This window comes from Xanthomonas sp. MLO165 (assembly GCF_018831305.1).
GTDB lineage: Bacteria > Pseudomonadota > Gammaproteobacteria > Xanthomonadales > Xanthomonadaceae > Xanthomonas > Xanthomonas arboricola.
Genome location: NZ_CP029263.1, coordinates 2482024 through 2495200, shown reverse-complemented (window position 1 = coordinate 2495200; position 13177 = coordinate 2482024). Strand labels below are relative to the sequence as shown.

The following is a 13177-nucleotide window of genomic DNA, read 5'->3' as shown; positions in this document are numbered from 1 at the left end:
CGAGGCATGGCTCTTCCTCGAGTTCGATTCCCACATCGAATGGTTCTATGAGCGCTCCGGGATCGTGCTCAGGCGGCTCGGTCGGTCATAGGAAATGGCCTCGCTGGTCGTATTCCTGTATTCGGAGCGGGCCAGCTTCATCGATGGGGCCGGCGTGTGCATAGACTCAGGCTCGGTGTTTGCCATCGCCAGTTGAGCCGGGCGAGGCAAACGCTCGGAAGCAGTGTCGATTGAATATTCCCCGATGTCCGATCTCCACTCCTGGGCGTACGTGCTCCAATCAGGCGCCGCAACCTGGGTGAGGCCGTTCTACACCGTCGATTGCCATCTGCCATGACGGCTGGTCCTGCATGGTATTCAAGGCAACAACAGAAGGGCTTGCATTGGATCGATGACTGACCTTGCAAGGTTGCGCTCGCCGCCGTAGGCATCATCCAAGTGTCGAGGATTCTTCGTCCTGCTGGTTGCGCTGATTGGGTCAGCCGAGATGGCTCGCCTCATGCCTTAATCTCTTCGGGCAATCAGGAACGCAAGCGGACTAGAAGGCTCCAAGGATTTATCGGTAGTATGGCGACCGGAAAGCAGTCAATTTTGAATCGGCAGCAGAATCTCATCAGAGCATTCACAAAAAATGACAGCGCCGTTTGATGTCGGAGCGGAGCCGATCGCGGGGACGGAAATACATTCATACTACCGCGACCGCCCAGCAAGTGAGTTGAGCCCGCTGCTGAGGTCAGGCGCAGGCTTCACGATGTTTTGGCATGCTGTCGGCTTCGAGGGCGAAATGCCATTTGCAGCGTTTGCCGATCGTCTTCCGGCCGACATGCGACAGGTTAGTCCCAAGCGGATTACTGAATACCTGGCTGGACGTTATTGCGCCGAGCGCGCGCTAGCGGCCGCAGGTGCTGAAGCTGGCTGTTGGCTCCCGCGGGGAAGCGATCGTCTCCCCATCTGGCCGCCCGGATGGACCGGCTCAATCAGTCACGCAGATGGCATCGCAGCAGCTGCAGTTGTCGCTCGCGCTCCAGGGACGGCCTTGGGCCTGGACGTGGAGCATTGGATCAATGCAGATCAGGCCGGGCAAATCTGTCGCCTCATTGCAAGCCAGGCAGAGCTGGAACTTCTGGTCGCGCTGCCGCCGGAGCGAGCACTGACACTGCTGTTTTCGGCCAAGGAGGCGCTATTCAAGGCGCTTTACCCATCGACAAGACGCTTCATGGAATTTTCCGCTGCGCGCTTGGTCGATGCCAACGACAAGGAGCTGAGTTTGCAGCTGAGCGAGCATTGGAGCCCGGACTGGATGCGGGGGACGGTCGTACCAGTGCGCTTCCTGCTACAGGAAGCGTACGTGTCCGCTGCGGCGCTGGCGCGTCGGACTCCAGTTGCGCTCTAACAGCGCATGAGGCGCGAAGACTGGGGGGGGGGGCGGCTTCACCCTGTCTTCTGGGTCGGTTACGATGAACAGTGTGGTAGATAACTGTATCGCACCATGGGCCGAGGCCTCATTCCGAAGGCAACTGCCCGCTGTCGAATAACTGTCCTGCGTCCCTGGTCCTGCAGCCGGTGGGCGAGTTTGATTTTAGTGCATTGCTCTGACTGGTGAGATTTGCCTAATCTTCGCTCAAGGTAGGGAGTTGTACATGCGCAGGCTGGCCAAGGTGGCGTTGTTGTCGGGGGCGGTGGTGGTGGTGGCTGCGGTAAAACTAGCCGTGGCGGGGGAGGGCAGCACTGAGAACGCAACGGACGCCGCCGGCGAGAGCAGGGCTCCAGTTCCAGTCATCCCGATCGAGGCGAGCAGCCAGCCGGTGCGCGCCGGTGTCGAGATCGACAGTGCCAAGATTCAGACCGCCGCGTGCCCGAAGGCGGGTGAGCGCGTCGCTGTCGATGGTCACTTCCGGCTCAACGCCGATCGCAAGGTCGCCACAACGGCCTCCGCCGCAAAAAGGGGGGGTGGCAGTGCCCCAGTCCGGCGGAATCGCCATTGACGCTTCCTCGGACGAGTTTTCCATGAGCTTCTCGTCGATCTTTATCCGCCGTCCGGTCGCCACGGTGCTGTTGATGGCGGGCGTACTGATGCTGGGCTTTCTCGGCTATCGCCAGTTGCCAGTGGCAGCGCTACCTGAAATTGATGTCCCCAGTCTGGTTGTGACGACCCAATACCCCGGCGCCAATGCAACGACGATGGCCGCGCTGGTAACCACTCCGTTGGAACGCCAGTTTGGGCAGATCTCCGGATTGGAACTAATGACCTCCGATTCATCGGCCGGTCTATCCACGGTGACGCTGCGATTCTCCATGGATCGCGACATTGATGTCGCCGCACAGGACGTGCAGGCAGCGATCCGCCAAGCCACGCTGCCGTCCTCATTGCCCTACCAACCGGTCTATAACCGGGTCAATCCGGCTGACGTAGCGATCATCACACTGAAACTGGGTTCTGACACCCGACCGCTACGCGAGATCAGTCACTTCGCTGATTCAATCCTGGCCCAACGGCTGTCGCAGGTAAAGGGCGTTGGCTTGGTTTTGATTGCCGGCAATGTGCGGCCGGCGGTGCGAGTGCAGGTCAATCCCGCTCAGTTATCCAATATGGGGCTGACGCTAGAAGACCTGCGTGCGGCCCTGACTCGCGCCAACGTCAATGCGCCGAAGGGCTCACTCAATGGGGCCACCCAGTCCTACAGCATCAGTACAAACGACCAATTGGTCGATGCCGCCGATTACCGCGAGATCATCGTCTCCTACAAAAATGGCGCGCCGGTCAGGCTTGCCGACGTTGCCAATGTCATCGACGGCATCGAGAACGACCAGCTCGCAGCATGGGCAGACGGCAGGGAGGCCGTGTTGTTGGAGGTGCGCCGGCGGCCTGGCGCCAATATCGTGCAGACCGTCGAGCGCATTCGGGATCTGCTCCCCGAATTGCGCAGCCTGCTGCCTGCCGACGTGCAACTGGAGATATTCTCCGATCGAACCGAGACCATTCGCGCATCAGTCCACGAAGTACAGTTTACGTTGCTGCTGACCATTGGGCTGGTAGTGGCCGTGATCTTTGCCTTTTTGCGCCGTCTATGGGCAACGTTGATCCCATCAGTTGCAGTACCGCTGTCGCTGGCTGGCACCTTTGCGGTAATGGCGTTTGCCGACATGTCGTTGGATAACTTGTCGCTAATGGCATTGGTGGTGGCAACCGGCTTTGTTGTCGACGATGCAATCGTGATGATCGAAAACATCGTGCGCTACATAGAGCAGGGCAAGAGCGGGCAGGAAGCGGCTGAAATTGGCGCGCGTCAGATAGGCTTTACGGTACTTTCTCTCACTGTGTCGCTGGTCGCGGTGTTCTTGCCCTTGTTGATGATGCCGGGGGTGACCGGACGCCTGTTCCACGAGTTCGCCTGGGTGCTGAGCATTGCGGTGGTGCTATCGATGGTGGTGTCCCTGACGCTGACGCCAATGATGTGCGCTTACCTGCTCAAGCCCGATGGGCTGCCGGAGAGCGAGGCTTCTCGTGGGCGCGACGGCCGTGACAATCGCTCCAGCGTATGGAGCCGCATGGTCGCAGCCTATGAGCGCAGTCTCGATTGGGTGTTGGCGCATCCACAGTGGACCCTGGGTGCGGCAGGGATGGCGGTTGTACTGACGGTGTTGCTGTACGTGGCGATACCGAAAGGCCTGCTCCCCGAACAGGACACGGGCCTGATCGTGGGCGTTGTCCAAGCCGATCAGAGCATTGCCTTTGCACAGATGCGCGAGCGAACGCTGGCGGTAGCCCAGGCACTGCGAAGCGACCCGGCCGTCGCTGCAGTTGCCGCCTTCGTTGGAGCCGGAAGCATGAATCCGACGCTCAACCAGGGCCGGATCTCAATCGTGCTCAAAGAGCGCGGCGAGCGCCAGAGCCTTGACGAGATCCTGCCGCGTCTTCAACGCTCTACCACTGATGTTGCGGGCGTGGCTCTGTATCTCAAGCCGGTACAGGATGTCACCCTTGATACCCGAGTGGCCCCAACCGAGTATCAATACGCGTTGTCTGGCATGGACGCGGAAGAAGTGGCCGTTGAGGCCGAGCGGATGACCCAGGCGCTACGCGCGCGTCCTGAGCTCGCCGATGTGGACAATAATTTGTCCAATCAGGGAGGCGCGCTAGAGCTGAGCGTGGACCGAGAAAATGCCAGCCTGCTCGGCGTGCCGATGCAGAGTATCAACGATACGCTCTACAACGCATTTGGACAGCGGCAGATTTCGACGATTTTCACCGAGATCAACCAGTATCGCGTGGTCTTGGAGGTGGCTCCTGAATTCCGCACGCAGAAGGCGTTGCTGCAGCAACTTGCAGTCGCTTCAAACGGGTCCGGCGCCTTGGTCGGCAGCAATGCAACCGCATTCGGCCAGCTTGCCTCCAGCAATTCCTCCACGGCCACCGGTATCGGCAACCGCGATACCGGTATCCCCGTGGGTGCTGGAGGCACTATTCCGCTGTCGTCACTGGTCAAGTCGAGAGTTACTAGCACGCCTCTGGTAGTCAGTCATCAGCAGCAGCTACCGGCGGCGATGATCTTGTTCAATGTTGCTCCAGGCCATTCGCTCTCCGATGCGGTCAGTGCGGTAAAACAGGTACGCAAGCAGTTGGCCTGGCCGTCTCAGGTACACGGCCAGTTTGTCGGCAAGGCGGCCGAGTTTACCCAGAGCCAGACCGATGTGATCTGGCTTCTGCTGGCATCGCTAGTGGTGATCTATATTGTCCTCGGCATTCTCTATGAGAGTTATATCCATCCAATCACCATCATCTCGACGCTGCCGCCAGCAGGGGTCGGCGCATTGTTGGCATTGATGGTCTGCGGGTTGAGCCTGTCGGTCGACGGCATTGTCGGCATCGTGTTGTTGATCGGCATCGTAAAAAAAAACGGCATCATGATGGTCGATTTTGCGATCGAGGCGCAGCGTGCCGGCGCCAGTCCGCACGAAGCGATCCGCCGCAGCTGCCTGTTGCGTTTTCGTCCGATCATGATGACTACCCTGGCAGCGCTGCTCGGTGCGTTGCCACTGGCACTGGGCACCGGTATCGGTTTCGAGTTGCGCCGTCCCCTGGGTCTGTCGATCGTCGGGGGACTGTTGGTGTCGCAGTTGGTAACCCTGTACACCACGCCGGTGATCTATTTGTACATGGAGCGCTATCAGGCGTGGCTGCGGCGGCGCCGACAGCAGCGCACGCAAGCCCCGGTGGTGCACGCATGAAGAGGGATGCGCATCGCAGCATGCAAGCCCTCGCACGCGTTGAACGCGGTGCCGGCATATGAATTTGTTCGCACCGATCATCCGCCGCCCGATTGGCGCCTCCTTGGCGGGGGTCGGCCTCGTGCTGGTGGGTCTGTGGTCGTACTTCCTGCTTGGTGTGGCCGCATTGCCTTCGCTGGATCTCCCCGCGGTGGCAGTAGCTGCGCAGATGTCTGGCGCCAGTGCAGAGACCATGGCCAATACCGTGATGACCCCCTTGGAGCGCCATCTGGGCCGGATCCCAGGGGTCAAGCAAATGGTTGGCATCGCAGGCGAGAACTCTGTCCAGATACAGATTCTGTTCGAGTTCGGTATCAATGCCGACTCGGCAGCCCGCGAGGTGCAGGCGGCGATCAACACTTCGTTGGTCGATCTGCCTGCGGGCATGCCGACGCCACCGCAGTATTTCAAGTTTGACACTGCGCAATTGCCTGTGCTGCTCGTGGCACTGACCTCGCCAACGCTGGCCCCTGACCAGCTTTATGACGTAGCCGACAATCTAGCCAAACCTGCCGTCGCGCGTGTTGACGGCGTGGCAACAGTCCAGTTGTCGGGCGGATCGCCGCGTGCGGTGCGCGTCGAGCTGGACAACCATGCGTTAGCGGCCAAGGGCATCACTGCCAATGAGGTCAAGAATGCCCTGGCTGCGGCTAATTCCTCGTCGGCGCTGGGCGCGGTGGAACAGGGCCCGCGACAGTTGCTGCTGGTCACCACCTCCGCGTTGATGCGCGCGGCGGACTTTGCCGGACTTGTCATCGCAGTGCGTGGTCGCGCGCCCATCAAGCTGGGCGATGTGGCCCGTGTCTACGATGGCCAGGAGGACGCGTTTCAGGGGGCTTGGTACAACGGCCAACGCACGGTGGTGATGCAAATAAGCAAGCGCGCGGACGCCAACTCGGTGGCGACCGTGGAAGCGATTCGAGCGGCACTGCCAGGGTTGCGCTCCATCATGCCCGCTGATGTCGCCGTTCATCCGATCTTCGACCTCACCCAGACCACCAAAAGTGGCCTGCACGAGGTTGAGTTCACTCTGCTGCTCAGCATTCTGATGGTGGCCACAGTAATGCTGTTGTTTCTGCGTAGGGTCGGTCCGACCTTGATCGCGATGGCAAGCGTGCCGTTGTCGCTGGCAGGTGCCTTCATCGCGATGTGGTGCATGGATTTTTCGCTCAACACATTGTCGCTGATTGCTCTTGTGCTTGCGATCGGTTTTGTGGTCGACGATGCAATCGTTGTAATTGAAAACATTGTTCGGCACATGGAGCTCGGGCATTCGCCGCTAGCGGCTTCACTCAGCGGTACCCGAGAGATCGGGTTTACCATCGTTTCAATTACGTTGTCGCTCGTCGCGGTGTTTGCGCCGATGGTGTTTGGCAACAACATTTTTGTCACATTGGTGCGGGAGTTCTCGGTCACCCTGCTAGCGGCCATCATTGTAAGCGCGGTAGTTTCGCTAACAGTGACGCCCGCGTTGTGCGGAAAGTACTTGGATCTGAAAGCAGAGTCCGCCAGTGGCCAGACAACCGCACGCCTGGTTGCAGCGCTGCAAAGAATGGACGACGTCGTTCTGAACGTCTATCGACGAACGCTGGGCTGGGCAATGCGCCATCGGCGGCTGATGCGCTGGCAGCCGATATGCTTGATTGTCTTGACCGGCGTACTGGGCGCCGCCGTCGCGATGACCGCAGGTGGCGGAGTCATGCCGGAAGAGGATCTGGGCATGATCCAAGCCATGGTCCGCGGCGACGCTAATGTGGCCTCCGATCGTTTCTCAGCAGATGTACGTGGCGTGGCTGCCATCATGCGGGCTGATCCAGCCGTTCGCGAGGTGACCGCAGTGCTTAACGGCAGCGGGCTGGATGCAGGCGGAGGTCGCTCCGCAAGTCTTTACGTCGAGCTTTATCCGATCAGTGAAAGACACGCTGGCGTCGCCGAGGTGATCGCCCGTCTCAACGAGACATATATACGCCTGCCGGAGGTGGCGGTAGTCATGAATGCTGTGCAGTTTTTCGGCGGAGGTGGCGATACCCGTTCCGGGGGAGGGCAGTATCAGCTTCAGCTCACCAGTTCGGCAGGCGTAAGCTTGCAGGAAACAACGTTGAAGCTGGCCGAGCGCTTACGGGCCATGCCGCAGCTGCGTGCCGTGGAAACAAGTTTTGATGGCGTCGGCAAACAGCAGTCGGTGGTTGTCGACAGGCAGGCTGCGGCCAGGATGGGCGTTTCGATGGCCGATGTCGATGACGCGCTCTACAACGCATTCGGTCAGCGGCCGGTATCGGTGATCTATTCGCACATCAATCAATACCGCGTCGTGCTGACCTCCGAACAGGCGCGTGCCTCGGGACCCGAGCAGTTGCTGCAAACCTACCTGCGCACAGGTACCGGGCAAATGGTTCCGTTATCGGCGGTCGCGACGATCAAGCCCGCGATTACCCCCTCCAGTATCATGCATTACAACCAGTTGGAGTCATCGAGCATCAGCTACAACGTGGCCCCTGGAGTCAGCCAGATCGAAGGAATTCGTGTTGTCGACGAGCTGATCGCCAAGACGCCCCTTCCCCCCGGCGTCCAGGACGACTACGCGGGCACCAATCAAAAGTTGATGGAAGCGGTCGTGGGTGCCGCGACCATGTTGATTGCGGTGATCGTTCTCATGTACGTGCTGTTGGGCGTGCTCTACAACAGTCTCTTCCATCCACTCGTAATTCTGTCGACACTGCCTGCGGCAGGCATGGGAGCATTTCTGGCAATGCTCGTGACGCAGACCCAACTGACCCTGCTGTCCGTGATTGCGGTACTCATGCTCATCGGCATTGTCAAAAAGAACGCCATCATGATGGTCGACTTCGCATTAGTCGCCGAGCGCGAGCGCGGACTCGATCCGGTGGCTGCGATCACGGAGGCCGCCCTGGTGCGCTTTCGTCCGATTACGATGACGACGCTCGCGGCCATGGGAGCCGCGCTGCCCCTGGTAATCGGGTTTGGTGTTGGCTCAGAGATGCGTCGCCCCTTGGGTATCGCCATCCTCGGGGGGCTAATAGTGTCGCAATTGCTGACACTACTTAGTACCCCTGCGATCTATCTGTGGCTGCATGATCGTGCGCTGCACAAACGCGTACGCGTACGTGAACGCCTGCGCAAGTTACGCCGTAGCCGGGTCGCGGCCAGTGGTGAGGGTGTCTGATACACCATTTCTGGTACGGAATGGGCCGATCAAGTCCTCTGAATGATCTCCAATGCTGTCCGGAATTGAGCATCACGCGCGTTCAGCGGAGGGTGCTGCGTTCTGAATAACGGAACGGAAGAGGTCCTTGCATCGTCATGCGCGGGACCTCCGAACGAGGCATAGCCGTGACAGACTGCCAATTCAGGCCCGTGCTCCTAGGCGATTTCTAACAATTCATACTTCGAGCGATCGCGGGCCAGTCAGTATTCGGAACTACGCGTGAAACGCTTGACGTCCTCTTTTTTTTTGAGGATCTTGTCAGGGGTTTCGCACGTGCATGAAGAAGCGAGTGGGGACGCTTCTAGCGCACCATGTAAGGTCCTCTAGGTCTGGGCCGCGCGTGCGTTGGCGTTAGCAGCGATCTACACCAGTTCACCGTTTCCTTGCTAAGACAGGACAGGATGTTCGATGCTCAAAAAGCACCCACTGCTTTCTCGTATCCTGTTTTTTGTCGTAGGTCCGCTTGTAGTCGCGGTGTCCGCCGGATGGTGGCGCCTGCATGAAAGCCTTCCAAACGAGCAGGGCCGTCTTGAAGTAGAAGGATTGCGTGCCCCCGTCAGCGTTGAGCGTGACGGTTACGGAGTGCCCAACGTGGTAGCGCGCAATGATCGCGACGCCTATTTCGCCGTGGGCTATCTGCATGCGCAGGACCGCATGTGGCAGTTGGAACTGCAGCGGCGGATGGCGCAGGGCCGCTTGAGCGAGTTGCTCGGCAAGGATGCAGTGCAACAGGACATCTGGTTTCGCACGCTCGGACTGATGCGTTCGGCGCACGAGGCCTGGGATGCGCTGAGCCCGGAGGCACGCGATTCTTTGCAGGCCTATGCCGACGGCATCAACGCATGGCTCGACGCACGCACGGCCCTTCCTGTGGAGTTCGTTGCGCTGGGAATTCGGCCTGACCCCTGGACCGTTTATGACTCGCTAGCTTGGTCAAAGGTGTTCGCGCTTGATTTGGGGGGCAACTACCGTCGAGAAATCGACCGTATGCTCGCAGCCCAACTGCTCGATACCGAGCGCTTGCAGACACTGTTCCCTGACGCCGCCGACGATCCGATGCGCATCGCAAACAAGCCGGATCTCGCATCGAGCTCTGCGTTCGACCCAATGACAGTGGAGAGCTGCGTGCAAATGCTCGAGTTCTTCTCAAAGCTGGAACAAAACACCGGACTTGGGGGGCATTATGTCGGCAGCAATGCATGGGCGGTGTCGTCTCGTCTGACGGGTAATGGTTCGGCGCTGCTCGCCAACGATCCGCATCTGGGTTTGCAGATGCCATCGCTTTGGTATATGGCCGCACTCAAAGGCGATCACCTCGATGTTTCCGGCGCAACATTGGTCGGCTTGCCCGTCGTGGTATTCGGACGCAATGCCAGCATTGCGTGGGGAGGCACCAACCTGATGGCAGATAGCCAGGACATCTATCTGGAACAAGCCAAGCCCGACGATGCGTCGCGTTATCTCGCCAATGGGAAGTGGGTACCGTTCCTGCAACGTGAGGAGCTTATCAAGGTTCGGGAGAGTTTCCCTTCGTTTCTGCACGCTCCGATCAAACCACTGCGAATCAGCGTACGTTCCACGCGGCACGGCCCGATCATCAACGATATGTTCCAGGTGTTTGAGCAGCCAGCCTCTCTGCGCTGGACCGCTCTGGACAAGGACGATACTTCTTACGAAGCCTTCTACCGGATCGGCTATGCACAGGATTGGAGCGAGTTCGACAAATCGCTCGCGTATTTGGTCGCACCCGCCTTGAACATGGTGTATGCGGACCGCGCCGGTCATGTCGGCCATCTGGCGGCAGGACGTATTCCGGTACGCGCGGCAGGTGATGGCGGCGCGCCGGTACCTGGATGGAACGATGAATACGTTTGGACTGGTCGCATCCCGTATGAGGAGATGCCACATGTCTACGATCCGCCGTCAGGCTTCGTGGCCTCGGCCAATGATGATCCTACGCCTCCCTCTTATCGCTGGCTGATTTCCAACGACTGGGCGCCGCCGACTCGAAAGAGGCGAATTGAAGAGATGATCACTGGTGCTGTTTCCGCCGGTAAACCGGTCGATGTGGCGTTGATGCAGCGCATGCAGGCCGATCAATACAGCGCCTCCGCAGTGCGGCTTTCCAAGGTTCTGTTGAATTATCCGCCGGGCGATAGAGCGCAGCGGTGGGCCCACGACACGCTACGCGACTGGAACGGGCGCATGGATCGAGACAGCCACGCGGCTACTCTATTCAATGCTTGGCTGCGTCAGCTCAAGCGCCGTCTGGTCGGCGCCTCATTCCAGGGGTATTGGAACCGTGCACGGCAGAGTCGCGTGCTGCAGGGAATGATCGACGGAATCGATCCAGATACCGTTGCCGCGATGTTGTCTGGACAGTCGGGCCAGTGGTGCCGCGACCTGGAGGACAGCAAGCCGGTACCCTGCGCTGATGTCACCGGCGCCGCACTCGACGACGCGCTCAGTGAGCTGCACAAGATGGCCGGCGATAGTAGTGATGGCTGGGCATGGGGAGACGTCCATGAAACGGTCTATCGCCACGTGCCCTTTAGTGCGGTCAATGTAGCCAAGGTCTGGTTCGAGCGGAGAATATCCAACGGTGGTTCACCCGATACGCTCAACGTGGCCGACTACACCTTGGGCGATAGCGGTCGGTACGAGCAGACGTTTGGTGCTGGTTTCCGCCAGATCTTCTCGCTGTCGCCTGCCGCTGTTACACACTTGCAAATGAATTCTACCGGGCAGTCCTCCAACGCGATGAGCCCACATTACGACGACATGGTCGAGGGGTTTCGCGATGTGCGCTACCTCCCGATGACCGCTACGAGCGATGATCGCCGCCGACTCTGGCTCGAACCCGCGCAGTCTGCAAAAAAGGCGGGGCATTGATCGATGAGCATCCTGTCTTCATTTTCCCGGCGTGCACCCAACAAGGTGTTCATCGCAATGGTGTTGGGTACCTTGGCCGGGATGGCATACACAATGGTCATTCCGTTGGTGATGACCGTGCTCGATCAAGGTCCGGCGGCATTTTCCACGACCGAGCCGGAAACTGTCAGGCTCTTCGGTTGGCAGGTGTCGCATTACCGATTTGCTGCCTTGTTCGTGGCCAATTGCGTGTTCATTTTGGTCGCGCGCACCGCGTCGCAAGTGATCCTCTCCCGCGTAGCGCTGGATGTGACTACTGACTTGCGCAATCGCATGTATACAAGCATCTCGCAGGCGCCGATCGCCGAGTTGGAGCGAGTCGGCCTCGCCAGGCTAGTGGCATCGATCACTGCCGATGTGCCGGTCATTGTCGCCGGCGCGCGCTTGCTGCCGGATCTGTTGACGAACGCGGTGACATTGGCCGGTGTGCTTGGCTTCCTGCTGTTTCTCAGCCCCAGCGTGTTCTGGTTTGTGCTCAGCTGCATCGCACTGGGTGTGCTGACCTACCAGCTGCCGATGTTGATTGCGCGCCGTTATCTCGTCCGTGCACGCGGTCATCTTGACCATCTCCACGAAGGCATCCGGGGTCTCGTACACGGCGCCAAGGAACTCAAGCTCAGTCACGCAAAACGTCAGGACTATGCAGCGAATGTGCTTGCAGTGAACGAACGGCTGGTTCGAAATAGCGCCAAGACCGGCATGAGCGTCATGGCCGTGGCGCAGAATTACGGCAACCTGATCGTGCTGTTTGTGATTGGCGCAATTGCATTCGTATTCGTCAATTATCACGCTATCGGGAGTGGCACGCTGGCCGGTGTGATCATGGCCCTTCTGTACGTTACTGCCCCGGTCGCTGCCTTGCTTAATTTCGTGCCGCAGCTGAGCATGGCAAGGGTCGCTCAACGCAAGGTCCACGAGCTGTTCGGGCAACTTGCCCGCGAGGACGCCGCAGAAGGAAGCGCACCTCGCCGGGACTGGCAGCACCTGCGGCTGCGGCAGGTGGTTTATCGGTATCCGGGGCGGGGTGAAGAGCCTGGGTTCCATATCGGCCCGATCGACTTGGAAATCAACCGTGGCGAGATCGTGTTTATCGTCGGCGGTAATGGGTCGGGAAAATCGACGCTGGCCAAACTGTTGAGCTTGCACTACCGCGCCGCCTCTGGCGAGGTGCTGTTTGACGACGTTGTTGTCGATGCTGATACTGTCAGCGGATTCCGCAATGGAATCTGCGCCATCTATTCAGACTATTATCTGTTCGACCGTCCGCTGGGAATTGATGGCGATGCCGCAAAGGTTGAGATCGAGCAGTACCTTGAGTTGTTGGGCCTGTCTGGCAAGGTCCGGTTTGCGGAGGGTCGTTTCAGTACGCTCTCTCTTTCTGATGGACAGCGCCGGCGTTTGGCATTACTTGTGGGTTTTCTGGAGGATGCGTCGCTGTATGTGTTCGACGAGTGGGCAGCGGACCAGGATCCGACTTTCAAGCAGGTGTTCTATGGCAAGATTCTGCAATCACTAAAGACGCGCGGCAAGGCAGTGGTTGTGATTTCGCACGACGATCGCTACTTCACCGGTGCAGATCGAGTCGTGGTGATGGGGGACGGCATGATGATTGGCAGCCCGGATGTACGGACATCAGATCCGCTAGTGGCTGAGACTGAGAACTGAAATGTAGCCGCTCCCGTTTGCGGCCGGAGCCAGCGTTCAATGGGGCGACTCGGGTAGGGCCGAGTCGGGGCGGGCGGGGATTACAGC

At 59.4% G+C, this 13177-nt stretch carries 6 protein-coding genes and 1 pseudogene; all 7 read left to right on the top strand.

Annotated elements, in window-relative coordinates; translation table 11 throughout:
* Positions 1-49 precede the first annotated feature (49 nt).
* Positions 50-196 (top strand): annotated as a pseudogene (locus tag DGN21_RS10460) (SDR family oxidoreductase); the annotation flags it as partial.
* 840 nt (positions 197-1036) lie between these two features.
* Positions 1037-1393, top strand: a complete 357-nt coding sequence (locus DGN21_RS20190; RefSeq protein WP_049818077.1) for a 4'-phosphopantetheinyl transferase superfamily protein — start codon at positions 1037-1039, stop codon at positions 1391-1393.
* 247 nt (positions 1394-1640) lie between these two features.
* Positions 1641-1985 carry a hypothetical protein gene (locus DGN21_RS10450; protein ID WP_184551171.1) on the top strand — a complete coding sequence of 115 codons (345 nt, stop codon included), beginning with the start codon at positions 1641-1643 and terminating at the stop codon, positions 1983-1985.
* Positions 1986-2007: 22 nt separating this feature from the next.
* Positions 2008-5229 carry an efflux RND transporter permease subunit gene (locus tag DGN21_RS10445; RefSeq protein WP_160955139.1) on the top strand — a complete coding sequence of 1074 codons (3222 nt, stop codon included), beginning with the start codon at positions 2008-2010 and terminating at the stop codon, positions 5227-5229.
* 58 nt (positions 5230-5287) lie between these two features.
* Entirely contained in the window at positions 5288-8452 is a 3165-nt protein-coding gene (locus DGN21_RS10440; RefSeq protein WP_184577282.1) for an efflux RND transporter permease subunit, read from the top strand.
* Positions 8453-8902: 450 nt separating this feature from the next.
* Positions 8903-11386 (top strand): penicillin acylase family protein, encoded by a 2484-nt coding sequence (locus DGN21_RS10435; RefSeq protein ID WP_102256595.1) that lies wholly within the window; start codon positions 8903-8905, stop codon positions 11384-11386.
* A 3-nt stretch (positions 11387-11389) separates the two neighbouring features.
* Positions 11390-13090, top strand: coding sequence for a cyclic peptide export ABC transporter (locus DGN21_RS10430; protein ID WP_024938655.1), 1701 nt, complete (start codon positions 11390-11392; stop codon positions 13088-13090).
* Positions 13091-13177: the final 87 nt, after the last annotated feature.